Here is a 24076-nt window from a genome sequence, read left to right on the forward strand (position 1 = left end):
GCGTCAGGAGGACGCTGGCCGCGAGGATACCGCGCCGCCGCCAGCGGCGGGCGCGCGGAGCGCCCGCCGTGGAGGTGGCCGGGGCGGTCAAGGACGCTTCGCGCCGCGATCGCGGATTTCCACGGTGCTCCATTGTTCGCCCACGCCGCGGATTTCCGGCCGGTACATGTCTTCCGCCACCGTCGACGGCACCGCGTAGCGGCCCGGCGTCACGACGCGCACCAGGTAGAACACGTCCACCTTGCCGCGGCCCAGCGCCACCGCCGCCACATACCGGTCATCGCGGAATTCGCGGTGCTTGATGTTGGGGTTGGACATGGCGTCGGCCACGCGCACGCCGCCGATGGTCCATTCCTGCATCTCGGGGCTTTGCGACAGGTTCATGTTCTCGACCTCGAAGCCGGCCGGCACGCGGTCCACCAGCAGCGCATCCGGGATGCTCTGGTTGGAGGATGCCTGCACCCAGACCACCAGCATGTCGCCGGTCTGCAGGGTGCCGCCGTCCCATGCGCGGCCATCCGGACGGTACCAGCCACGCTTGAGCTGGATCACGTCGCTGCGCGGCGACGGCGTCACGGTCGGGCTGCCCTGGATGTCGTACTCCACGAACAGGGACTGGCTGCCGCTGTTGGTGAGCTGCGTCGAGGCCAGCTCGGCGGGCGCCAGCGACACCGTGGCGTCGGCCTTGCCGCCGGTCAGCTGCTTGCGCACGCCGTTGACGGTCAGCGCGGCTTCCCACGGCGTGTTCTTGTCGCCGCCGATCGCGCGGGCCGCCAGCAGCAGGGCCATCTGCTCCTGCGTGGACAGGTAGGAACGGTTGCCCAGGCGGCTCGTCAGCTGCGACAGCAGCACTTCGCTGCGGTCGTGCTTCAGGCCGTACTGGCTCATCAGCGCATAGGCCAGCGCGTAATCGCGCACGCTGCTGCCATAGTCGCCCATCCACTCGTCGTAGTAGGAGCTGGTGCTGCGACGGACGATGCCGTACTCGCGCGCCATGGCCTGATCCAGCGCGGCCTTCATGCGCCCTTCGTCGCCCATCAGCTTGAACGCCACCGCCAGCTGCACCAGGGGCAGCGGCGAGCGCGCGCGCTCTTGATAGTTGTCGTAGAGCTGGCGCACCGTGGACAGCGGCGCCTTCTTGTCGCGCGCCAGGGCCAGCGCGGCCGTGGCCAGGCCGGCGAAGCGGCGATGGTCTTCACGCAGGGTGTCGACGTAGCCGCTGTCGATGCGGCCCGATTCAACGCTCTTGCGCAGGTTGACCGACCAGGTGCCGAAGGCGTTCGAGCTCTGCTGCACCTGCTCCAGCAGCCACTGGCGCGAACGGTCCAGCGAGACCTCGGGCGTGGTGAAGCCATGGTCGCGGGCATCCTGCAGGAAGCCCACGGCGTAGGCCGTCAGCCACACGTCGCGCGAGGACGAGCTGCCGCCCCACAGGTTGTACGAACCGACGGCGTTGCGCATGCCGGACAGACGGCCGATGGCGCCGGCAACCTTGGCTTCGCGCTCGGCCTGCGTGCGCGGCTTGAGCCCGAACTGCTTGGCGGCATCCTCGTCGATCAGCACCCACGGCAGGGTCGCGCTGATGGTCTGCTCGGTGCAACCGTAGGGATAGTTGAGCAGGCCTTCGACCAGGCGGTTGACGTTGAACGGCGGCCGGTTCGAGACGGTCAGGCTGACCGTGGTCGAGTCCGGGTAGTAGGACGAGATCCATGAAGCCTGCGGCGACTGGCTTTCGCCCGGATTCAGGCGCAGGCGGCGGATCTGGCGCTCGGCGGCGTGCGCGGGCTGCACCTGCAGCACGGACTCGCGCACGATGCGCACCGGCTGCGCGCCGCCCTGCCCGTCCACGGTCAGGCGCATCAGGCCCAGCCCGTAGGAACCGGTGGTGGTGGCGGTGAAGCGCAGCGTGACGCGCTGCTTGTCCTTCAACTGAACCGTGCGCGTGCCATCGACGATGGCCAGCGGATCCAGCGCCTCGAGCTTGACGGTGACCTTCTGCGGCGAGCCGCTAAGGTTGGTCACGTCCAGCGCGATCGCGGACTGGTCGCCCGGGGTGATGAAGCGCGGCGTGTTCAGTTCGGCCACGATGGGCGCGGCCACCACCATTTCGGCGTCGGTGCTGCCGAAGTTGTCGGCGGTGAATGCCACCGCCATCAGGCGCAGCGTGCCGTTGAAGTCGGGCAGGTCCAGCGGGATGTCGGCCTCGCCCTTGTCGTTGAGCTTGACCACGCCAGAGAACAGGTCGACCAGCTTGACCTTCTTGGGCAGGCTCTTGCTGTCACCGCGCATGGCGGCGTCGCCGCCCCACTTCAGCTTGCCCTTGGTGCCGTCCATCTTCTCGATGAGCTTGCCGTACATGTCCAGCAGTTCGGGCGCGTAGCGGTGCTTGCCGAAGAAGAAGTCCAGCGGGTTGGGCGTAGGGTACTGGTTGATGTTCAGGATGCCGACGTCCACCGCCGACAGCGTGACCATGGCCTGCTTGCCCTGGGCGCCGTCCACCTTGATGCGGACGCTGGCCTTGGTTTCGGGCACGGCCTTGGCCGGCGCCGTGATCTTCACGTCGAGCTTGCGGTCGGCGCTGGCGATCGGCAGGTAGGTCAGGCCCAGCGCGCGCGCCGGCGTGACACGGTCGCCTTCGCTGCCGGGACGGAACACCGCGGCCGAGACATACAGGTCGTGGCGCTTCCAGGCCTTGTCGATGGGGATCTCGACCTGCGTGCCGGTCGCCTTGACCGAAACCCAGGTGGACCACAGCATGCGGTCGCCCTCGACCATCACCAGGGCCTGGCCGTCATGCGGCGGCGTCAGCGTGAGCTTGACGCTGTCGCCCGGCTTGGCGGGCACGCCCTCGAGCTTCATCTGCACGCGGTCCGGGCGGTTGCCCATGGCGTCGGCGTCCTGCGCGTTCCAGCCCGCGTAGAAGCGGTAGCGCATGGTTTCGCCGGTTTCCGGATCGGAAATCTCCAGGCGGTAGCGGCCCCACTTGACGTTGACGGTCAGCTGGGCGCGATCGTTCAGCGCGATGGCGCGCGAATCCTGCAGTTCCTCGGTTTCGGTATAGCCGCTGTTCCAGCCGCGCTGGTCGTCGAAGCGCCAGTAGTACTGGCGTTCCTCGCGGTACAGGCGCATCTGGGCCTGGGCCAGCGGAGCCTTCTCGCCGGCCGACGTCACGCGCACCACTTCGAACACGGCGGGCGCGTTCTCGCGCGCCACGTCGCCGTCGAACTGCGGACGCACGGCGATCAGCGTGTCGGCGGGCCAGACGGCGCGCTCGATGGAACGCACCACCGGACGACCGCCCGATTCCAGCAGGCTGGCCGACACGCGCACCTTCATGGGCGAATGCGTGCCGTCGGTGTTCGGGTTCACTTCGATGATGGCCTTGCCGTCGTCGTCCAGCGCGAGCTCGGGCAGCTCGCCGAACGTGCGGCGCGAATCATCGGCCACGTCGCCGAAGATGAAGCCGGGCCATTGCTGCGGCAGGGCAACGCGGTTGCGCTTGACCTGGAAGGTCGCCAGCAGGCGGTTGCCGGCGGCCGGCGCGCCGTACAGGTAATCGCCCTGCACGTCGATCGACAGCTCGTCATCGGGGCTCAGCACCTGCTGTTCCGTGTCGAGCGTCATCTTCATGCGCTCGGGCAGGAATTCCTCGACCTGGAACTTCCACGAGGCATCCGGAGCGCGCGACGCGGGGTCGACGCGCAGCTCCAGCAGCCAGGTGCCGGTCTGGGCGTCCAGCGGCAGATCGATGGCGCGCTCGACGTAGCCCTGCAGGTCCTTCGCGGGCTGCCACAGCGTGGTCTGCACCACGCGGCCGTCGGGGCGCTTGATGGTGGCGGTCAGCGGCGACGGCGGCATCACGCGGCCGTCCAGGTCGCGCGGCAGCACCGACACGTGGAAGGTCTCGCCGGGGCGATACAGATTGCGGCCGGCGTAGACGAACAGGTTGTTGGGGCGCGACACATGGCCGCCGATGTCGAACTCGGACAGGTCCAGCGCGGGCTCGGCCAGCGCCAGCACGGTCATTTCCTTGTCGCGCGAGGCGCGGATCAGGCGCGCATTGGTGAAGCTGCCTTCGAAGCGCACGTGGCCCTGGCCATCGGCCGCGGCCTTGGCGAGCGACTTGCCGGCGCCGTCGACCAGCTCGAAGACCGCGCCGGAGATGGCCTGGCCGCTCTTGAGCGAGACGGAATAGGCTTCGATGCGGTCGCTGTAGCGGCGAGCGTGCAGGCCGATGTCGCTGACGTAGAAGTAGCTGACCTGGTATTCGTAGCGGAAGCGGCCGGGCTGGCTCATCACCGCGATGTAGATGCCGGGCTCCTGCAGTTCCTTGATGCCTTCGACCGGCAGGAAGGTGACGTGGCGGCGGTTCGGCTTATCGTCGGTGACGAAGCGGCCCTGGTAGACGCTGGTCGTCAGCGTGTTCAGGCGGTCCAGGTCCCAGTTGCTGACCGAGCCCTTCAGGCTGCGGTTGTCGGAATAGCGCCAGGCATCTTCGCCATCGTAGTCGCCGCCCTCATCGTCGGAGGACGAGGCGCTGCGGCCCAGGCCCAGCACGGAATCGAACAGTTCGGGCACGCGGTCCGGCTCGACGCGCAGGAACTGCACATCCACCTCGGGCACGTTGACCGTGGCCACGGGCAGGCCGCCGTTCTGGCCGGCGGGCAGCACCACGCCACGGCTGGCGAAGTAGAACGACGGCGGCATGGCTTCCGTGCTCACTTCGCAATGCGACGAGGAGACCAGCGTGGCCTTCTCGATGCCGGGCAGGCCGGCGCGCAAGGCGATGGAGTACGAGCGCTGCGGCTGCACGTAGGGGAAATAGATCATGCGCGGGTTGTCGCCCACGACCCAGCTGCCCTTGACGATCTTGCCCTTGGGCGCGGCGTCGCCGCTCTTGACCGACATGGGCTTGTCGCCGGCGCTGGCCGCCGACTCGTTGTCCTGGTCGGCCTTGCCCGAGCTCGAGCCGGTGTCCGTGACCTGCAGGAAGCCTTCAAGCTCGGCCTTGGCGTCGACCGGCTGGGTGAAGGTCACCGCCAGAGCCAGGCTGTCGCGGAACTGGCGCGATTGGCAGTTCAAGGCGGCGAAGGGATCGGCCTTGCCGACCGTCGCGGTCGCCGCCAGCGCCGGCTTGGCATCGCCGGATGCCGGCTGCGGCGAGGGGGAGCTGCCAGCCGGCGAGGACGTCGCGGCGGGCGTGGACGCGGCGGGCGGACCCGCATCGGACGGCGTGCGCCCCTGCCCCACCCACCAGCCCACGCCGACGGCGCCGGCTACGACTATTGCGCCGGCGATCGCCAGCCAGGACTTGCTGTTCTTTCCACTCACGGCAAACCTCCCCGTTTGCTCGACTTCAACGCTCCTTTGCGGCGGAGCTGCCGACCTGCATGACGCCGCGCGCCTCTCATTGCGCGGCCCGCGTTTTCAGTGACCGGAAAACGCGGCGCCGCCATCACTGGCGGCGGCCTGGTTCCTTGCTGCCTAGACGGGCTCCATCACGCATTGCAGCGGATGCTGGCGCGCCCGGGCGTACTGAGCCACCTGGGCGATCCGCGTCGCCGCGACGTCGCGCGGGTAGACGCCGCAGACTCCGCGTCCTTCGTGATGTACCTGCAGCATGATCCGCGTCGCGTCTTCATGGTTCTTGTTGAAGAACTTCTGCAGCACCTTCACGACGAACTCCATCGGCGTGTAGTCGTCATTGAGCAGCAGCACCTGGTACATCGGCGGCGGCGCGGCGCGTGCCGGCGCCTTCTCGACGGCCAGATCGTGCTGGGTATCCAAGGTAGAACTCATAGCGCGGGTATTCTATTTAAACTGGGGACGGTTTGCATGCAACTTACTCAAAATTACACGTAGAAATGCGTAGTTTCCATACTTGACGCACCAAAGAAAAGCGGCGCATTATCCACGCATTCTGGGGTTTTCAGCTCGCTGAAAAGCTGCCAGGAGGCCGGAGGGGGTAAGGGGTTTCGGCCGCGATGCCCTTCTGTCAAACATACGATTCAATGAGGCAGTCCGCATGTCTGATACGACCGCAACCGCCGTCCAAGGGGACAATCCCAAATCGACGGGCACCGTCAAATGGTTCAACGATGCGAAAGGGTTTGGCTTCATTACGCCCGATGACGGCGGAGAAGATCTGTTCGCCCACTTTTCGTCCATCCAGATGAATGGTTTCAAAACCCTGAAGGAAGGTCAGAAAGTCGCCTTTGAGATTATCCAAGGGCCCAAAGGCAAGCAAGCGCTCAATATCACTGCTGCCTGAGTTACCCTATATAGCGCAACCTCCAGGTTGCGCCATTATCCCAGGCGGGGCTTTCGGGCCCCGCCTTGTTATTTTCTTATTACCGTTCCCGCATATGCTGAAGACCGCCGTATCGAATCCTGTAAGCCGTACGCTGTTTGAGGCAGGACGTTCGGCACTGGCCGCCGCCCTGCTCGCCCTGCCGGCGCTGGCCGGCGCGCAGACCGGCCCGCAGCCGGAACTGCCGCGCACGCAGCTGTCCGCCGGCATCCACATTATCCGCGCAGAAGTCGCCAACACGGAAGAGAGCCGCCGCAGCGGCCTGATGTTCCGCCGCGAACTGCCCGGCAACGACGGCATGCTGTTCGTGTTCGAGAACCCGGACGTGCAGTGCTTCTGGATGCGCAACACGCTCTTGCCGCTTTCGATCGCCTTCATCACCGACGACGGCACGATCGTCAACATCGAAGACATGGCGCCGCAGACCGAGGATCCGCACTGCTCGAAGAAGCCGGTGCGCTACGCGCTGGAAATGGCGCAGGGCTGGTACGAGAAGCATGGGATCCAGGCCGGCCGCAAGATCGACGGATTGCCGTAGAGATAAGCCCACCCCCGAAGCGCTGCGCGCTTCCCCCTCAAGGGGGCGCCGCTGCGGACCGGCAAAGCCGGCTCCGCGCGGCCCGGATGGCGGTGGCTACGTCGGCGAGGGACCTGGCCTGCCGAACTGCTGATATACGGCGTATCGACGAATGCCATGCCTCAAGATAAAGGGAGCCTTTCGGCTCCCTTTTTGCTTGCGCGCTCGCTGGTTGGCGAGCGCGTTGCCTGGTCAGACGCGTTCGATGATCAGCGCGATGCCCTGGCCGACGCCGATGCACATGGTGCACAGCGCGTAGCGGCCGCCGGTGCGGTGCAGCTGGTTGATGGCGGTGGTGGCCAGGCGGGCGCCGCTGGCGCCCAGCGGGTGGCCCAGGGCGATGGCGCCACCGTTCGGGTTCACGCGCGGATCGTTGTCGGCGATGCCCAGGTCGCGCAGCACGGCCAGGCCTTGCGCGGCGAAGGCTTCGTTCAGCTCGATCACGTCCATCTGTTCCAGCGTCAGGCCGGTCTGGGCCAGCACCTTGCGGGTCGCGGGCGCCGGGCCGATGCCCATGATGCGCGGCGCGACGCCGGCGGTGGCCATGCCGACCACGCGCGCGCGCGGCGTCAGGCCGTGGCGGGCGGCGGCCTTTTCGTCGGCCAGCAGCAGCGCCGCGGCGCCGTCGTTCACGCCCGAGGCGTTGCCGGCCGTCACGCTGCCGCCTTCGCGGACCACGCCCTTGAGCTTGGCCAGCGCTTCCAGCGTGGTTTCACGCGGATGCTCGTCCTTGGAGACGATGATGGGATCACCTTTCTTCTGCGCGATCGACACGGGCACGATTTCGGCGTCGAAGTAGCCTTCCTTCTGCGCGCGGGCGGTCTTTTGCTGGCTGGCCAGCGCGAACAGATCCTGGTCTTCGCGGCTGATCTTGAAGTCGTCGGCCACGTTCTCCGCGGTCTCCGGCATGGAGTCCACGCCGTACTGGGCCTTCATCAGCTTGTTGATGAAGCGCCAGCCGATGGTGGTGTCGTAGATCGCGGCGCTACGCGAGTAGGCGCTGTCGGCCTTGCCCATGACGAAGGGCGCGCGGCTCATGCTTTCCACGCCGCCCGCCAGCATCAGGCCGGCTTCGCCGGCGCGGATGGCGCGCGCGGCGCCGCCAATGGCGTCCAGGCCCGAGCCGCACAGACGGTTGACCGTCGCGCCCGGCACCTCGATGGGCAGCCCGGCCAGCAGCGTGGCCATGCGGGCGACGTTGCGGTTGTCTTCGCCGGCCTGGTTGGCGCAGCCCAGGATCGCGTCGTCCAGCTCTTCCCAACGCACGCCGGGATTGCGGGCTACCAGGGCCTTGATGGCCACGGCGGCAAGATCATCCGGCCGCACGGACGCCAAGGCGCCGCCGTAGCGGCCGAAGGGAGTGCGGATCGCATCGCAGATATAGGCATGCACGGTCATGAGTCGCTCTGAAAGAGTAAGGAAAACGGGATCTTCCGATCGGATCGCAGGATCTTAACGCAGCCCATTTCGCGCCAATTTGTTGCCTGCATGGTGTGTCCGCCTTGCGGACGGTGTCCGGCTGATGTTCAGTCAGCGTATCGCGCTCCGCCGGGCACCGCCGCTCAGGATCCGCTCACGGGCGGTGCGGCCGGCTTGGCCGCGCGTCCCGTCTCGACCAGCGCCTGGCGCCTGAAGCGGCCGGCGGCCAGGTGATAGAACGGCTGCGGGCAGAACTGGCGCGACACGCCCGAAGCCAGCAGCGCGCCCACCAGCAGCCAGAACAGCATGGGCTGGCTGCCCGTCATTTCCATCACCACCACGCTGGCGGTCAGCGGCGCCTGCGTGGCGGCCGCCAGGAACGCCGCCATCGAAAGCAGCACCAGCACGCGCTGGTCGACGCCGTCGCCGGCCAATTGCCAGATGTGATGGCCGATGCCGGCGCCGGTCGTCAGCGCCGGCGTGAAAATGCCGCCGGGTATGCCGGCCCAGTAGGACGCCACGGTGGCCGCCAGCTTGGCCAGCCCGAAGCCGGCGGGCACGCCGTCGTTCCCCGACAACAGGCCGGCCGCCGAGCCATAGCCCGTGCCATACACGCTGCCGGCCGAGCACAGGCCGATCAGGGCCAGCGCCAGGCCCATGATGAACGCGGTCCAGACGGGATGCGCCCGGATCCAGGCGCGCCACCTGCGCGGCGCGGCGCCCGCCGCGCCCTTGCCCAGCAGGCGGGCGAAGATGCCGCCCAGCGCACCGTTGAGCGCGCCGCAGACCAGCACCCACATCAGCATGCCCTGGCTCAACGGCGCGCCGGCGAACACGCCGAAGTACGGGTTGTTGCCGGCCACGGCAACCACCAGGAAGCCGGCCGCCAGCACGCCGATCAGCACCAGCCGCTGCCAGCGCAGCACCGTGCCCCGCCCCAATTCCTCGATGGCGAAGATCACGCCGGCCAGCGGCGCGTTGAAGGCCGCGGCCAGCCCGCCGGCCGCGCCTGCCGCGATCAGTTCATTGGCGTGGAAACCGCGCAGTCGCAGGCCGCGGCGCTTCCAGAAATCGCCCCAGGCCAGCATCACGGCCGCGCCCACCTGCACTGACGGGCCCTCACGGCCGATGGAGGCGCCGGCCAGCATGCCGAGAAAGGCCAGCGGCACTTTCCACAACGCCTGCGCCAGCGAAACCAGGCTGGTCTGTCCGGGGCCGGGCGGCAGCGACAAGGCGCCGATGACTTGGGGAATACCGCTGCCGGCGGCGTTGGGCGCGAAGCGCAAGGTGAGCCAGCGCAGCGCGGCCAGCGCGGGCGGCAGGATCAGCAGCGCCAGCCAGCCGCGGTGCCCGACCCAGGCGCGGTTCCATTCCAGCGCCTTGTCGGCCAGCCAGGCAAAGCCCAGCGATACCAGGGCGACCAGCGCGGCGCCGCCCAGCAACAGGCCCATCTGCACGCTCTTGCGCGACAGCCGGTTGATCTGGCGCAGCTTGCGGCGCATCAGATGGCGCGCGCCCGCATAGGCGCGACGCAAGGGATGGAATGGGCTCATGGCGGTCACCTTACCATCGCAAGCTGACCGCCAGCCCACAGGCCCACCGGCGGACGGCGGGCCCGAAGCGTCAGAACGTGGACCAGTCGTCCTCGCCGGCATGCGCCAGCGCGGGCTGGGCCTGCGGCTTGCGCGCCGCGGGCACCGCGCGCGCCACGACGGGCTTGGCCTGCACCAGGCGCGCCTGCGCCTCGCGCGCCGAACCGCCGGCAGCGCCCGCGTCCACCTTGAAGCGGCGCACTTCCTGCGCCAGGCGGCCGGCCTGTTCCTGCATGCTGGCGGCGGCCGCGGCGGCCTCTTCCACCAGCGCGGCGTTCTGCTGCGTCACGGTGTCCATCTGCGCCACGGCCTGGTTGACCTGGCCGATGCCCGAGGACTGCTCGGCCGATGCGCTGGAGATCTCGCGCACCAGCGTAGCCACCTGACGCACGCTGTCCACCACTTCGCGCATGGTGCTGCCGGCCTCGTCGACCTGGCGGGTGCCGCCTTCGACACGCTGGACCGATTCGTCGATCAGGGCCTTGATTTCCTTGGCCGCGACGGCGGAACGCTGCGCCAACGTGCGCACTTCGCCCGCCACCACGGCAAAGCCTCGGCCCTGCTCGCCGGCGCGCGCGGCTTCCACCGCCGCGTTCAGCGCCAGGATGTTGGTCTGGAAGGCGATGCCGTCGATCACGCCCGTGATATCGGCGATGCGGCGCGAGCTGTCGGAGATGGCGCTCATGGTCTGCACCACGCCGTCCACCACTTCACCGCCGCGCAGCGCCACGGCCGAGGCCTGCTCGACCAGGCGGTCGGCCTGGCTGGCGTTGTTGGCATTCTGCTGCACGGTGCTGGTCAGTTCTTCCATCGACGCGGCCGTCTCTTCCAGCGAGGACGCCTGTTCCTCGGTGCGCTGGGACAGGTCAGAGTTGCCCTGCGCGATCTGCGAGGATGCCGAGGCGATGCTCTCACAGCCGTCGCGCACGTCGCGCACGATGCGAGCCAGGCTTTCGTTCATTTCCTTGAGCGCGCCCATCAGGTCGCCCGTTTCGTCGCGCGTGGCCACCTTGATATCGGTGGTCAGGTCGCCGGCGGCGACCTGGCGCGCGGCGCTCACGGCCTGCAGCAGCGGCTGCACGATGCCGCGAGTCACCAGCCAGCCCAGCAGCATGCCCACGGCCACGCCCAGCACGGCCAGCCCGATCATCAGCACGCGCATGCGCTCGTACAGGTCGGTGCCTTCCTGCACGGATTGCGCCGCCGCCTTTTCCTTGCTGACGGCCATGTCGGTCATCAGGTCATCGAGCTTCTGCGACGAGACGATGACGCGCTTTTCGATCTCCACGACGCGCGGGTCCGCCTGCGTCAACGCCATCGACTGGGCAGCCGAGAAGAACGCGGCGGCCTCGCGCTTCCAGACGTCTTCCATTTCCTTGAAGCGCGCGATCAGGCGCTTGCCGTCCTCGGTCTGGAAATTCTCGGCTGCGCGATCGCGCAGCTTGTCCATGTTCTGCACGGCATCGTCGAACTGCTTGCGGATGGCCTGCCGGTCCTGTTCGCTGGAGGCGGCCAGGAAGCTGTTGCGGGCCCGGCCCGCATAGATCAGGTTGATGTTCGCTTCCTTCAGATCCGAAAGCCCGCGCAGCTCGGTGTCGTAGAGGCGATCGTTCATTTCGTTGATACGGGCCAGGCCCCAGACGCCGAAGGCGCCGATCGCGCCGCCTATCACCGCCACAATTAAAAATGCGCCCGACAGGCGGGCGCCAATACGCAGACCAGAAAATAACCGCAACATGCTTCCCTTCCCATGAGGTACCCCAGTGTTATGGCGGCCATGCCGCAGTCCCAGGCTCCGAGGTTCAGTCATGGACTGGCGCCAACAATAGCGCTCGGGATTTTTAGGGGAAACCCTAAAGAAAAGGCTGTTTCTCAGGTAATTCGATGCAATGAACTCGACAATCGACAGGGCGATTGAAAAAACCTCACGTTATCAATGAGTTCCATTGATACAAAATCCCGTCCGAGATTCGTTCGCGCCCCCCGCGAAAAAACAAAACCCCTCGGCAAGGCCGAGGGGTCCGGGTCCGGCGTGGCGCGCGCGCCGCAAGGCGGCGAGCGCGTCTGGCGGGATCAGGCGAAGTTCTTCGCGGCAAAGTCCCAGTTCACCAGCGCCCAGAAGTTTTCCAGGTACTTGGGACGGGCATTGCGGTAGTCGATGTAGTAGGCGTGTTCCCACACATCACAGGTGAGCAGCGGCTTGTCAGCCGTGGTCAGCGGGGTGGCGGCGTTGCTGGTGTTGACGATGTCCACCGAGCCGTCGGCCTTCTTGACCAGCCAGGTCCAGCCCGAACCGAAGTTGCCGGCGGCCGACTTGTTGAAGGCTTCCTTAAAGGCGTCGAAGCTGCCCCACTTGGCGTTGATGGCGTCGGCCAGCTTGCCGCTCGGCGCGCCGCCGGCCTTGGGAGCCAGGCTGTTCCAGTAGAACGTGTGGTTCCAGATCTGGGCCGCGTTGTTGAAGATGCCGCCCGAGGACTTCTTGACGATCTCTTCCAGCGACAGGCTTTCGAATTCCGTGCCGGGGATCAGGTTGTTCAGGTTGGTGACGTAGGTCTGATGATGCTTGCCGTAGTGGAACTCCAGCGTCTCCTTGGAGATGTGCGGAGCCAGGGCGTCCAGTTCGTAAGGCAGGGGGGGAAGAGTATGTGCCATGTGATGGTTCCTTCTGTTGAGAGCACGATCAAGCCGGTCCATTGTATCGGCAAGACAATGAGGATACCGGCTTAACCCCGAGCTGGCGTGGGTTAAGCGGGCATGAGCAAATGCGCGCCGGCGCGGGTCGCGGCGCGCAAATGCGAACGTTACTCTTTCGCGTAGCGCAGCGCCCTGCCCCCGCGCGTTTCGACCAGCGAGCCATCTTCGCGCAACGTCATTGAAGTATGCAGCGGCGAGGCCGACGCGGCTTGCGGCAAAGCCAGGTCGATGCGGATGGCGCGCGCCGCCGGATCCAGCTTCGACACATCGACGAAATGCCAGCGCGCGCCCGAGGGCAGCGGCACGAACACGGCCAGCGCGCGCAGCTTGCCGGCGGAGGCAAGGGGCGCGCTGACGCCGTCCTCGCCTTCGGACTCGCGCGGCGCGCCGGCGTAGTCGTCGCTGGCCGAGGACATGGCCACATCCGCCCTGACCAGCCTGCCCTGGTAGTACACGCGCACGGTCAGATTGTCCGGCCGGGCCGGCTCGCCGCTGGCGCGCACGCCCGCCACCGCCGAGAACGGCTGCAGCGGCGGCGTGTCCAGGTAGACCTGCTTGCCGTCGCTGCGCCAGGCGCCGCTGGCGCTGATGTCCACCGCGCCGTAGCTCATCAGGTAGTCAAAGCTGCCGTCCTCGGACAGCACCAATTCGCTGCCGACCTCGCGCACGCCTTGCAGGTAGTAGTGTCCCGGCAGTCGCTGCGGCGCGGCCGACTTGCTGACCGCCTTGCTCGCGCCGCGGCCATGCTGCGCGGCGGCCTGCACCGGACATTGCGGCTGCAACGACACGCCCTGCGCGGCCAGCGCTTCGCTGAACGCGGGCGCGGCCTGGCACAGCAGGACCTGCGCGAAGTCCTGGCCCGGCGGCGCGGCGACTTGCGTGAAGCGCGCCTTGTGCGTAGCCAGCAGGGCCAGCATCTCGGGTTGCCCGGTCTCCAGCGCGGTCCAGGCCGGGCCGCGGCCCTGGCGATCGGGCGCATCGGGATCGGCGCCCGCCGCCAGCAGCGCATCGGCCAGATCCTTGCGGCCGAGCCGGATGGCGGCGTTCAACGGCGTTTCACCGTCTTCCTGCGGCGCCTGCAAGTCGGTGCCGCCGGCCTTGAGCCGCCGCAGCACGTCCACGGCCGTGTCGCGCCGCGCCACGATCAGCTCGCGGCCCTGCAGCAGGGCCGCCAGCACGCGCCGTCCCAACGGCGCGCCGCAATCAGCGGGGCCGCCGTTGAAGCCCGAGTCCTGCAGGCTGGCGAAATAGCCAGGCTCGTCGAGCAGGCGGAATTCGCCGCCGTCGGGCAGGCAGGCACGGTCCAGCCCCTGCCCCGTGGCCTGTGCAACGCGGCGCGCCAGCGCGATGTCGCCAGAGCCGGCGGCGGCGTTGATCAGGGCGTAGTGCGCGGGCGCCCGGGGCAGACGCGGATCATCCAGCCGCGCGCCGCCGCGCAGCAGGCGTTCCAGCCCCGCCTGATTGCCTTGCGCGATCAGCCAATACAACGCGCTCTGCCCGTCCGCGGCCAGGCCGGCCGGATCGGCTCCCTTGGCCAGCAGGCGGTCGACGATGGCATCCTGGCGCAGCGTCGCGGCGGCCAGCAGCGGCGGCTCGTCAGCATGGTCCTGCGACGCGCCGTCGCCACTGGCGTTCGCCGCCGGCGGCCGCGGATTGACGGGCACGCCCGCATCGATCAGATAGATGGCCAGCGCCTCGTTCCTGCTGCTCACGGCCTGGCGGATGGCATCCGCGTCCAGCGTCTTCAGGTCGAAACCGGCGTCCACCCACAGCCGCAGCATGGCCAGCCCGTCGGCTCCCGGCTGCCTCAGGGCCAGCAGCACCGGCGAGCGGGTCGGATGACGCATCAGCGCCTGCAAGGTGTCGGGCCGCGCCGCCTTCAGCAGCTCGCGCAACAGCGTGGTATCGCCGGCCGTCACCGCCTGATCCAGCGCCGAGCGGCTGTCGTAATTGTCCCGTTGCAGTGCCGGATCGGCCCCGGCCGCGAGCAGTATCCGGGCCGCCTCCGGCCGTCGCTGCGCGACCGCCTCGGCCAGCGGCGTATTGCCATGGCGCTCGTTGGCGTCGCCCTCGACCGGCGCGCCCAGCTCCACCAGCCTGCGCAGGGTGGCCGTGTCGCCCCGCTGCGCGGCCAGATTCATGATCGGGCGGTCGCCCCCCTCGATACGCAGGAACAGGGGATTGGACGACCCGGTGAGAGGACCGCGTTGCGCGTAGGGCATGCCTGCCTGCAGCAATTGCACGGCGATCTCCGGATGACCGCCAATCACCGCGGCCTGGGCCGCATCCAGCCACACATCGCGCACGCCCTTCTCGCCATGGCCGCTGGCTGGCACGGTCCTGGGCACCAGTTCCATCAGCGCGGGCACGGCGCCGGCGTTGCCGGTGTAGGCCGCCAGCGCCAGCGGACTCAATTCGTTGTCGAAGGCCGGGCGCGTGCCGGTGGCGGCGAAGGCCCGCAGCACGTCGCCGCCCTCGGTCAGTTCGACCAGCGGATTCCAGCTCAGGAAATCCGCCATGCGCCTGGGCTCGCCGGCCGCGTCGGTCAATGCGCTCGCGCCGCCCGGTTTGGCATCGTCCAGCCCCAGGAAGGGCCGCTGCGCGCCCGCCTTCAGCAGCGCCTGCACCATGCGGGCCATGTCCGGGCGATCCACCAGACGCGGCAGATAGGTCATGCGGACCGCGAACTCGAAATCGCGATCGAGCAGGAACTCCAGCGGCTTGCGCCCTTCGTCGCCGGCCTGGTTCGGATCGGCCCCGGCCGCCAGCAGCATGTCCACGATCTGCGGCGAGCCATAGAGCAATGCCAGTTGCAGCGCCGTGCGGCGCGACTGGTACGTGGCATCGTTGAGCGCCGGCTTGGTGGCCAGCAGCGCCGCCAGCATGCGCGTGCGCGCAGGCAGCGCGGCGCGGTGCTCGTCTCGCAGGCGCTCGGCTTCATCCTTCGGCATGTCCCAATAGACATGCTTGGAACGCAGGCCGCGCGGCGGCATCAGCAGCACGTGCAGCAACGGCCGGCCGTCGTCGGCATGGTCGCCGGGATGCGGGACGCCGGCCAGGGCGGCCGTGAATGCCGCCTCGTCGTTGGCCCGCGCGGCCTCGAACAAGGCCCGGACCTCGGGCGTTTCCGCCTTGGGATAGTCGCGGTACGGCGACTGGCAATCGCAGTCCCGGGCCGGCGCCTTCCGCGCCACGGGCGGAGGCGGAGGCGGCGCCGGCACCGGCACCGGCACCGCGCTATCCGCCACGGGCACCTCGAACGGGACGCTCGACGCGGCGGCGTCCGCGCCCGAAGCGGCCCAGGCCGGCATTCCTATCGTTCCAACGGCCAGCAGGCCGGCGACGGGCCAAGCAATCGCTTTTCGCAGCATGTGTTTGCCTTGCAAGAGACTGTCGAACCGGGCGCTTGCGGCCCGGACCAGGCATCCTGTTCAGGACGCGTCGGACTCCGGCCGGACCTGGGTGACTTCGGCCTGCGCGCCGCCGCGCGCGAAACGCAACTCCAGCGCCTGTCCAGGCTGCAGGCTGGCGGCATCGCGCAGGATGCGTCCCTGCGCGTCGCGGGCGATCGCATATCCCCGCGCCAGCGTATTGCCCGGATCCAGCGCGCGCAACTGCGCGCCGGCGGCGGCCAGCCGATTGCGCGCCTGCAGCCGCAGCCGCGCATGGGCCTGGCCCAGTTGCCGCGCGGCGTTCGCCACGCGTTCGGCGGCGCGGCGCGTGTCGGGCTTGCGGTGTTCCAGGCGTTGCGCCAGCAAAGCGACGCGCGCGCTGCGCGCGCCTTGCGGCGCGGACCAGGCGGACGCCAGCCGGAAGCCCAGGCTGTTCAGGCGCTCGCGCTGATGCTCCAGGCGCTGCGCCGGCGACACCAGCTGGCCGGCGGCGCGGTCGAGGCGCTGGGCGGCCCGCTCCAGCCGCCGCTGCTGGCCGCGCGCCAGCGTGCGCGCCGCGTCCATGACGCGGCCCAGCAGCTCGCCGCGCGGAGTGCAGGCCAGCTCCGCCGCCGCGGTCGGGGTAGGCGCGCGCAGGTCGGCCACGAAGTCCACGATGGTGAAGTCGGTTTCATGGCCCACGCCGCTGACCACCGGAATGGCGCTGGCCGCGACCTCGCGCGCCAGCGTCTCGTCATTGAAGCTCCAGAGATCCTCGATGCTGCCGCCGCCGCGCACCAGCAGCAGGGTGTCCACTTCGGCGCGCTGATTGGCCAGCCGCACTTGCGCGGCCAGCCGGCCGGCCGCGTCGGCGCCCTGCACCGGGGCCGGATAGATGATGACGGGAACTTGCGGCGCGCGGCGGGCCAGCGCCGACAGCACGTCGCGCAGCGCGGCCGCGTGCAGCGAGGTGATCACGCCGATCGCCCGAGGCAGCGGCGCCAGCTCGCGCTTGCGCGCCGGGTCGAACAACCCCTCGGACGCCAGCTGCTCCTTGAGCCGCAGGAAGGCTTCGTACAGGTTGCCCAGCCCGGCCCGGCGCATGGCGTCGACCTGCAGCTGGTAGTCGCCGCGCGGTTCATACAGCGACACGCGCGCCCGGATCTCGACCTGGTCGCCGGCGCGGGGGACGAAACCGACCGCGCTGGCGCGGCTGCGGAACATGACTGCCCGCACGGCGGCGCGGCTGTCCTTGATCGTGAAGTACCAATGCCCGGAAGCCGCCTGCGTGAAGTTGGAAATCTCTCCGCGCACCCATATTGCCGGGATGCTGCGCTCCAACAACTGCCCCACGGCTTGGTTCAGCTGGGCAACCGTCAGGATATCCCGCGCAAATACGTTGTTTGTGACCGAGAACTCAATTGTCATAAGGCTTTCCGGTGCATACCTGTCCACAGGGCATACGGGGCGGGCCGCAATCATACCTTGTTCAGGGCCTTGTGCGCCCATCGCCCCCAGAGCCAGCATTTACATAGCAAGTCGTTGATTTATATGGTATTTACATGAAAACAACACTGCGCGAAATTGAAGCAAAGGACTGTAAGCCCAGCGCCCATAAGCATTCCTGGCAACTTCTGCACAGAATTATCCACAGATTCTGTGGATAGTTTTGCCCGCCGGGCGGCCTTGCCACATCCCCGCCGCGCCGTTACAGTTCCGGCTTGCATCCGATGCCGATGCGCGTCGACGCGCGCCCCGGCACGCCCTGGAGTTCACCGCTTTGCTAACCATACTGCGCGAGGCCGGCTGGCCGATCTGGCCCCTGCTGGCGACATCCGTGCTGGGTCTGGCCCTGATATTCGAGCGCCTGCTGTCCCTGCGCCGCGGGCTGGTCATGCCACGCGGCCTGACCGAACAGGTCGCCGACATGCTGCGCAACCACCAGGACACGCCCGAATCGCTCGGCAAGCTGGAACGCAACTCCCCGCTGGGCCGCGTATTGGTCGACGTCATCCGCCACCGCCACCTGCCGCGCGAGGAATTGCGCAGCGCGGTCGAGGACACCGGCCGCGCCGTCGCCCATGACCTCAGCCGCTACATCGCCGCCATCGGCACCATCGCCATGGTGGCGCCGTTGATGGGCCTGTTCGGCACCGTGATCGGCATGATCGAGATCTTCGGCTCCTACACGCCCGGCGGCGGCGACCCGGCCCAGCTGGCGCGCGGCATCTCCATCGCCCTGTACAACACGGGCTTCGGCATCCTGATCGCCATTCCGGCCATGATCGCGCATCGCTACCTGCGCGGCCGCGTCGACGGCTACCTCAGCGCCATGGAGCAGGCCGCCGCCCGCCTGGCGCGCGCGGTCGCGTCCGGCCATGCCCATCCGCCCGGCCGCCACGAGGCGCGTCCATGAATTTCCGCGGTTCCCGCGGCGAGCGCGATGAGCTGGACATCAACCTGATCCCGCTCATCGACGTGCTGCTGGTCATCCTGATCTTCCTGGCCGCCTCCACCTCCTTCGCGCGCTTCACCCAGCTCAAGGTCACCCTGCCCCAGGCCTCGGCCGAGCAGGACACGCCGCCCGCGCTGGAAGTCGCCATCAGCCAGGACGGACGCTATGCGCTCAACGGCACCCTGATCGACGTATCCACGCCGCCCGAGATCGCCGACGCGCTGCGCCAGGCCGCGGCCGGCAAGACCGAGCCGCTGGTCGTTATCAACGCCGACGCGCAGGCCACGCACCAGTCCGTGATCAACGTCATGGAAGCCGCCCGGCTGGCGGGCATCGGCCGCGTCAATTTCGCCGCCCAGACCGCCCGGTGAGCGCCCCCCGATCCTCCGCCACGCTGCTCGCGCGCCAGTGGCAGCACGGCGGCTGGCTCTCCACCCTGCTGCTGCCGCTGTCGGCGCTGACCGCCTGGGCCGTCGCGAGAAAGCGCGCCCAATACCGCGACGGACGCAAGCCGGCCTACCGCGCTCCGGTGCCGGTGGTGGTGATCGGCAACGTCTACGTGGGCGGCACGGGCAAGACCCCCATGGTGATCGCCACTGTCGAAGGACTGCGCGCGCGCGGCTTCAATCCGGGCGTGGTCAGCCGTGGCTATGGCGCGAAGATCGGCCCCGAGCCGCGCGTCGGGCATGGCGCGGCGCTGGCCGCGTCGGCATTCGGCGACGAGCCCGCCCTGATCGCGCGCGCCAGCGGCGCGCCGGTCTCGGTGCATCCCAGGCGCGCGCTGGCCGCCCAGGCGCTGCTGCGCGCGCATCCCGACGTGGACGTAATCGTCTCTGATGACGGCCTGCAACACCTGGCGCTGGCGCGCGACGTGGAAATCGTGGTGCAGGACGAGCGCGGGATCGGCAATGGCCGCCTGCTGCCGGCCGGCCCGCTGCGCGAACCGGCCAGCCGGCTGCGCGAAGTGGATGCGGTAGTGACCAATATCGGCGTGCCCGGCGCGCAGGAAGCCGCCCCGACGGCGCGACCGCGCCAGGCCAGGATGTGGCTGGAACCCGGCGACGCGCGCCAGATCGAAGGCGGCGCGACCCGTCCGCTGGCAACGTTCGCCGGCAGGCCCGGCGTGGCCGCCGCGGCCGGCATCGGCAATCCGCAACGCTTCTTCGCGACGCTGCGCAGCGCCGGCATCACGCCCGAGCCCGCGCTGGCGTTGCCCGACCACCATGACTATGCGCAGTCCCCATTCCGGGACTGGTCGGCCGAGAGCATCCTGGTGACATCCAAGGACGCCATCAAGTGCGCGGCGCTGCACGACGCGCGCCTGTGGGAAGTGCCGGTGCGCGCCGGCTTCTCGGATCCGCAGCTGTTCGACTGGCTGGCGCAGGCGCTGCGCCAGCTTCCCGCGCGCCGCTAGCGCTGCGCGGCGGCCGGACCGGCGCTTGCCGGCCGGCCCCTGTCCGCTTCAGAAGAACGCCGGCTTGGCCGCGCTGCGGCGCGCCGAGTATTCGTCCAAGGCCCGCCGGCGCGCGCCGGCCTGCCGCAAGCGGATCACGGCCAGCGGCAGATGCACCAGCACCAGCAGCGCCGCCAGCAACAGCCAGGCCGTGTTGGCCAGCGACGGCCACGGCTCATCCAGGCTGCGTTCCGAGTCCACGCTCAACTCCAGCAGGCCCGACGCGTCGCGGCGCACGCCGGACACCAGGCCATCCACCCGGAACGGCAGCGGCTCGCCCTGGGCCACGATGCGCGACTGGCGGCTCCAGGCCGACAGCAGGTCTTCCTCGTGCTTGGCAATGATGCTGGGCAACATCGCGTGCGGACCCGGCCAGACGCGCAGGGCCACGCCGCCGGTCTGACTGGCCTGCGCCGCGGCGGCCGCGCGGTCCATGGCCTGCATGATGGCCGGAAAGGCGCTGGAGCGGGCGCGCGCACGGACCGTCTCGGCATTGCGCGAAATGATGGCGGACTCGTCGTTCAAGCCCTTGCGCTTGAACGCGCCGTCTTGCGCCAGCTTGAGCAGCTCGGCCCAGTTCTTCGGTTCGTCGTCGGCGAACAGCAGATGCTCGACCAGCGCCGCCTTCAGCTCACCGCAAGCCTGCGCCGCATCGCGGCCGGCCACGGCGCAGCCGCGTTCCACCGCCAGCACGCTATCGGTCAGGCCCGACACGCGGTAGAACGACAGGCCGCGCATGTTGTAGGCGGCCATGGGATTGGTGCGCATGCGCTGCGCCACCTGGCTCTGCAGCAGCATGTCCAGCATGGGATTGGCGCGCGTCCTCAGGAATTCGCCGGTATGCAGCGCCATGATGGCCGGATCGATCTCCAGCTCCGGCACCGTCGGCGCCGCGCCGCCCCAGCGCAGCCGGTCGCAATCGGCGCGCGCCGCCTGCTCGCTCGTGCCCTGCACCAGCTCGCAACGGGCCGCGCCGCGCAGCGACACGGGCTGGCCGAATCCTGGCGGATCCTGCGCCAGCGCCTCGGCCGAGGCGTAGCTGCGCGGACCGTCGCTCTGCACCCAGGCGCGCGTCAGCGCCAGATCGCCCGGCAGGTTGGGCGCCACGGCCCACAGCGCGCCCAGCGCCGCCAGGCCGGTCAGCGCCAGTGTCATGTGGCGGCCCCAGAACACGCGCGGGAACAGGCGCTGCTCTTCATCCACGGAATAATTGCCGCCCAACCGCAGCACCGCGTAGTCCTGCACGCGCAGGTCCATGTCGACGCGCCCGTCGTCGGGCAGTTGCAGATTGGCGCGCCAGTGGTCAGGCAGGTTGACGGGCAGCTTGTCGCCCAGGAACAGCTGGGTGGACACGGTCTGGGAATTGGACGGATTGCTCAGCACGATGGCGTTCAGCTCGCCGCGCGCGCGATTCACTTTTTGCGGCGCGTCCGGCGCGGGCCGGCGCCAGGTCAGCCACAAGGCCAGCGCGGCCAGCGCGCCCGCGCCAGCGGCGAAGGGCGTGCCGCCGCCGCCGCCCGCCAGTCCCAGGCACAGGAAGGCCAGGGCCCACAGCACCGACACCCAGAAGCCGAAACCGCGGCCCTGGCGCGCGGCCACTTCGGCCGGCGTCTCGTCGCGCTGCGCCAGGATCTCGACCCGCGTGGCGTCGTCCAGCTCGCGCTCGGCCTGGGCCAGTTGCTCGGCCGTGCGCGGCGCCTCGTCCGCCTCGGGCGGGTCGACCTCCAGGTCGACGACGTTCTGCATGGAGCCCGTCCGGCCACTGTTCCACTGCTGATCCCGCTTCTGCCGGCGCTGCTCGCGCTCGCGCCCGCCGGCCAGGTCGAACTCGCCGTTCAAGGCCACCACGATGGCGAATTTCTCGGTCAGCACCACCTCTGCATGGTTGTTCGCGACCAGGTAGCTGCGCGCGTCGTACGGCAGCACCACGTCGACATCGCCCAGCGTGTCGTGCATGGTGGTGCCGCCCTGGCTGGCCTCGATGCCGTGGCGCACGAAAGCGCCGTGCAGCGGATAGACGCCGTCGTTGATCAGCTGCGCCTGCTTCTTCGGCTTGGCCGGGTCGAACAGGAAGGGCTGCACCAAGGCCTGCTCTTCGTCCGTCAAGCGCCGCGCGGGCTGGCCGTCCCGCCGCAGATCGCGCAGGGCGTCCTTGTTGCCGCTGCGCCGGGCCATATAGGTGATGCCGCTGTAGATCGACCAGATCAGGATGATGAGCATCAGCCCCAGCTTGAGCATATTCAGATCCATCGTGCCTCTTTCCTCTGCATGTGATCGCGGCGGATGATAACGACGATCCGTCCCGCAACAGGGCTGAACCTACTTCAAAATATGACATTGCTTAACAATTGAAGGAGTCAGCCCCGATGCCAGCGGCGACGATCCGCCTGGCCGCGACCTGCCGGGCGCCAGGCTTTTCGCCGCTACCGCCGGCTTGCCGCCCGCCAAACTGTTTTAGAATCCCGGACATGGAATCCCGCCTTCTCGACATCCTCGTCTGCCCCCTGTGCAAGGGCCGCCTCGAACATGACCGGCAGCACGCCGAACTGGTCTGCCGCGCCGACCGGCTGGCCTTCCCGGTGCGCGACGGCATTCCCGTCATGCTTGAGGGCGAGGCGCGCTCGCTCGACGACGCCCCCGCCAGCTAATTCGTCCGCCGTGAGCTTCATCGCCCTGATCCCGGCGCGGACCGCGTCCACGCGACTGCCCGACAAACCCCTGGCCGACATCGCCGGCAAGCCCATGGTGGTGCGCACGGCCGAACGGGCCGCGCGCTCGGGCGCGGCGCAGGTCTGCATCGCCACCGACGACGCCCGCGTGCTGCAGGCGGCCCAGGCCCATGGCGTGCGCGCGCTGATGACGCGCGGCGACCATCCCACCGGCACCGACCGCCTGGCCGAGGCCGTGGCGCAGCTGGGCCTGCCGGACGACGCCATCGTGGTCAACGTGCAGGGCGACGAACCGCTGATCGAACCAGAGCTGATCGACGCCGTCGCGGCGAAACTGCAAGCCAGCCCCGACGCCGACATCGCCACCTGCGCCTGCCCGCTGGCCGACGCCCAGGCCCTGTTCAACCCGAATGTGGTCAAGCTGGTCTGCACCGCGTCGGATCGCGCCCTGTATTTCTCGCGCGCGCCGATTCCCTGGGCGCGCGATGCGCTGGCCGGCGGCGAACAGGTGCTGGCCGACGGCCTGCCCGCCCTGCACCATATCGGCCTGTACGCCTACCGCGTGTCATTCCTGCGCCGCTTTCCGACGCTGCCCCAGGGCGTGCTGGAACGGTTCGAGTCGCTGGAACAGCTGCGCGCCATGGAGCACGGCCACGCCATCGTCGTCCACCGGGCGTCCACGCCCCCGGCCGCCGGCGTGGACACGCCCGCCGACCTGGAGCGCGTGCGCTTGATCTACGGCAAGCTCTAGGCAGCGAGGCGGCGCGACAGGCCATTGATATAAGGGTTATTTCGTATGGCACCGCCCCGCAAAGGCTGTTGCGTTGCGGCATAATCCCCCGGATCACAAAAAATAATCCCCATCTCAGGAGCACTCATGCGTCTCATCTTGCTCGGACCGCCCGGCGCCGGCAAAGGCACCCAGGCCGCGTTTCTCACCCAGCACTTCGGCATTCCGCAAATTTCCACCGGCGACATGCTGCGCGCCGCGGTGAAAGCGGGCACGCCGCTGGGCATTGAAGCCAAGAAGGTCATGGATGCGGGCGGCCTGGTTTCCGACGAGATCATCATCGGCCTGGTGCAGGACCGCCTGAAGCAGCCCGACTGCGCCAACGGCTACCTGTTCGACGGCTTCCCCCGCACCATCCCGCAGGCCGACGCCCTCAAGGACGCCGGCGTCAAGCTGGACTACGTGGTGGAAATCGAGGTTCCCGAGGAAGACATCATCGAGCGCATGAGCGGACGCCGCGTGCACCAGCCCAGCGGCCGCAGCTACCACGTACGCTTCAACCCGCCCAAGGTCGAAGGCAAGGACGACGTCACCGGCGAGGACCTGATCCAGCGCGACGACGACCGCGAGGAAACCGTGCGCCACCGCCTGTCCGTCTATCGCGAGCAGACCCGCCCGCTGGTCGACTACTACTCGGACTGGGCCGGCAAGAGCCCCGCCGACGCGCCCAAGTACCGCAAGATCTCGGGCGTGGGCGCGGTCGAGGAAATCAAGTCGCGCCTGTTCGACGCCGTCAAGGGCTGAAC

General features: G+C 68.9%; 17 protein-coding genes. 8 read left to right on the forward strand and 9 right to left on the reverse strand.

All coding sequences use genetic code 11. The annotated features are described in order from the left end of the window. Positions 1-87: 87 nt before the first annotated feature. Together AC6LJ9_RS10395 and clpS are read right to left on the reverse strand one after the other, a co-directional pair. Positions 88-5331 (reverse strand): alpha-2-macroglobulin family protein, encoded by a 5244-nt coding sequence (locus tag AC6LJ9_RS10395; protein WP_498147475.1) that lies wholly within the window; start codon positions 5329-5331, stop codon positions 88-90. Between the two features lie 153 nt (positions 5332-5484). Then, positions 5485-5799 (reverse strand): ATP-dependent Clp protease adapter ClpS, encoded by a 315-nt coding sequence (gene clpS, locus AC6LJ9_RS10400; protein WP_103275152.1) that lies wholly within the window; start codon positions 5797-5799, stop codon positions 5485-5487. Between the two features lie 226 nt (positions 5800-6025). Here clpS and AC6LJ9_RS10405 point away from each other — a divergent pair, with 226 nt between their 5' ends. Both AC6LJ9_RS10405 and AC6LJ9_RS10410 read left to right on the forward strand, forming a co-directional pair. Next, on the forward strand, positions 6026-6271 hold the full coding sequence (locus AC6LJ9_RS10405) for a cold-shock protein (protein WP_006220277.1): 246 nt from the start codon (positions 6026-6028) through the stop codon (positions 6269-6271). Positions 6272-6341: 70 nt separating this feature from the next. Continuing rightward, the gene (locus AC6LJ9_RS10410; protein ID WP_498147519.1) at positions 6342-6848 is read left to right on the forward strand and encodes a DUF192 domain-containing protein; all 507 of its coding nucleotides are present in this window, start codon (positions 6342-6344) and stop codon (positions 6846-6848) included. 231 nt (positions 6849-7079) lie between these two features. Here AC6LJ9_RS10410 and pcaF read toward each other — a convergent pair whose 3' ends face one another. The 6 genes from pcaF to xseA form a co-directional block, all read right to left on the reverse strand. Beyond that, the gene (pcaF, locus tag AC6LJ9_RS10415; protein ID WP_212317421.1) at positions 7080-8285 is read right to left on the reverse strand and encodes a 3-oxoadipyl-CoA thiolase; all 1206 of its coding nucleotides are present in this window, start codon (positions 8283-8285) and stop codon (positions 7080-7082) included. 164 nt (positions 8286-8449) lie between these two features. Continuing rightward, complete coding sequence (locus AC6LJ9_RS10420; protein ID WP_498147476.1) at positions 8450-9859, reverse strand: chloride channel protein; 1410 nt, start codon at positions 9857-9859, stop codon at positions 8450-8452. Positions 9860-9929: 70 nt separating this feature from the next. Beyond that, a complete protein-coding gene (locus tag AC6LJ9_RS10425) occupies positions 9930-11636 on the reverse strand; it encodes a methyl-accepting chemotaxis protein (RefSeq protein ID WP_498147477.1) in 1707 nt (568 codons plus the stop codon). 335 nt (positions 11637-11971) lie between these two features. Further along, entirely contained in the window at positions 11972-12550 is a 579-nt protein-coding gene (gene sodB, locus AC6LJ9_RS10430) for a superoxide dismutase [Fe] (RefSeq protein ID WP_498147478.1), read from the reverse strand. 149 nt (positions 12551-12699) lie between these two features. Further along, entirely contained in the window at positions 12700-15903 is a 3204-nt protein-coding gene (locus AC6LJ9_RS10435; RefSeq protein ID WP_498147479.1) for an ankyrin repeat domain-containing protein, read from the reverse strand. A gap of 120 nt (positions 15904-16023) precedes the next feature. Further along, a complete protein-coding gene (gene xseA, locus AC6LJ9_RS10440) occupies positions 16024-17391 on the reverse strand; it encodes an exodeoxyribonuclease VII large subunit (RefSeq protein ID WP_498147480.1) in 1368 nt (455 codons plus the stop codon). 352 nt (positions 17392-17743) lie between these two features. Between xseA and AC6LJ9_RS10445 the strand changes: the two genes are divergently transcribed. The 3 genes from AC6LJ9_RS10445 to lpxK are packed head-to-tail and all read left to right on the forward strand — an operon-like array spanning position 17744 to position 19832. Next, positions 17744-18379 carry a MotA/TolQ/ExbB proton channel family protein gene (locus AC6LJ9_RS10445; protein WP_498147481.1) on the forward strand — a complete coding sequence of 212 codons (636 nt, stop codon included), beginning with the start codon at positions 17744-17746 and terminating at the stop codon, positions 18377-18379. Continuing rightward, positions 18376-18789 (forward strand): ExbD/TolR family protein, encoded by a 414-nt coding sequence (locus AC6LJ9_RS10450; protein WP_103275159.1) that lies wholly within the window; start codon positions 18376-18378, stop codon positions 18787-18789. Before AC6LJ9_RS10445 ends, AC6LJ9_RS10450 begins: the two co-directional genes overlap by 4 nt. Beyond that, positions 18786-19832: a tetraacyldisaccharide 4'-kinase gene (lpxK, locus tag AC6LJ9_RS10455; protein ID WP_498147482.1), complete on the forward strand. Its 1047-nt coding sequence runs from the start codon at positions 18786-18788 to the stop codon at positions 19830-19832. The genes AC6LJ9_RS10450 and lpxK overlap by 4 nt, the downstream gene beginning before the upstream one ends. Positions 19833-19880: 48 nt before the next feature. Here lpxK and AC6LJ9_RS10460 read toward each other — a convergent pair whose 3' ends face one another. Continuing rightward, the gene (locus AC6LJ9_RS10460) at positions 19881-22121 is read right to left on the reverse strand and encodes an IgaA/UmoB family intracellular growth attenuator (protein WP_498147483.1); all 2241 of its coding nucleotides are present in this window, start codon (positions 22119-22121) and stop codon (positions 19881-19883) included. A 218-nt stretch (positions 22122-22339) separates the two neighbouring features. Here AC6LJ9_RS10460 and AC6LJ9_RS10465 point away from each other — a divergent pair, with 218 nt between their 5' ends. The 3 genes from AC6LJ9_RS10465 to adk all read left to right on the forward strand — a co-directional run bounded on the left by AC6LJ9_RS10465 (position 22340) and on the right by adk (position 24074). After that, positions 22340-22519: a Trm112 family protein gene (locus AC6LJ9_RS10465; protein ID WP_085479903.1), complete on the forward strand. Its 180-nt coding sequence runs from the start codon at positions 22340-22342 to the stop codon at positions 22517-22519. Between the two features lie 10 nt (positions 22520-22529). After that, complete coding sequence (kdsB, locus tag AC6LJ9_RS10470; protein ID WP_498147484.1) at positions 22530-23291, forward strand: 3-deoxy-manno-octulosonate cytidylyltransferase; 762 nt, start codon at positions 22530-22532, stop codon at positions 23289-23291. A 126-nt stretch (positions 23292-23417) separates the two neighbouring features. Beyond that, positions 23418-24074, forward strand: a complete 657-nt coding sequence (adk, locus tag AC6LJ9_RS10475) for an adenylate kinase (protein WP_212322420.1) — start codon at positions 23418-23420, stop codon at positions 24072-24074. Positions 24075-24076 lie beyond the last annotated feature (2 nt).

It is taken from the genome of Achromobacter sp. 1011811831, assembly GCF_059760905.1.

Excerpts from the sequence above, each read along its gene's own strand:
- pcaF (WP_212317421.1), bottom strand. The coding sequence starts at position 8,285 with ATGACCGTGCATGCCTATATCTGCGATGCGATCCGCACTCCCTTCGGC.
- clpS (WP_103275152.1), bottom strand. The coding sequence starts at position 5,799 with ATGAGTTCTACCTTGGATACCCAGCACGATCTGGCCGTCGAGAAGGCG.
- xseA (WP_498147480.1), bottom strand. The coding sequence starts at position 17,391 with ATGACAATTGAGTTCTCGGTCACAAACAACGTATTTGCGCGGGATATC.
- AC6LJ9_RS10460 (WP_498147483.1), bottom strand. The coding sequence starts at position 22,121 with ATGGATCTGAATATGCTCAAGCTGGGGCTGATGCTCATCATCCTGATC.
- AC6LJ9_RS10420 (WP_498147476.1), bottom strand. The coding sequence starts at position 9,859 with ATGAGCCCATTCCATCCCTTGCGTCGCGCCTATGCGGGCGCGCGCCAT.
- sodB (WP_498147478.1), bottom strand. The coding sequence starts at position 12,550 with ATGGCACATACTCTTCCCCCCCTGCCTTACGAACTGGACGCCCTGGCT.
- AC6LJ9_RS10425 (WP_498147477.1), bottom strand. The coding sequence starts at position 11,636 with ATGTTGCGGTTATTTTCTGGTCTGCGTATTGGCGCCCGCCTGTCGGGC.
- AC6LJ9_RS10450 (WP_103275159.1), top strand. The coding sequence starts at position 18,376 with ATGAATTTCCGCGGTTCCCGCGGCGAGCGCGATGAGCTGGACATCAAC.
- AC6LJ9_RS10435 (WP_498147479.1), bottom strand. The coding sequence starts at position 15,903 with ATGCCGGCCTGGGCCGCTTCGGGCGCGGACGCCGCCGCGTCGAGCGTC.
- AC6LJ9_RS10405 (WP_006220277.1), top strand. The coding sequence starts at position 6,026 with ATGTCTGATACGACCGCAACCGCCGTCCAAGGGGACAATCCCAAATCG.
- adk (WP_212322420.1), top strand. The coding sequence starts at position 23,418 with ATGCGTCTCATCTTGCTCGGACCGCCCGGCGCCGGCAAAGGCACCCAG.
- AC6LJ9_RS10465 (WP_085479903.1), top strand. The coding sequence starts at position 22,340 with ATGGAATCCCGCCTTCTCGACATCCTCGTCTGCCCCCTGTGCAAGGGC.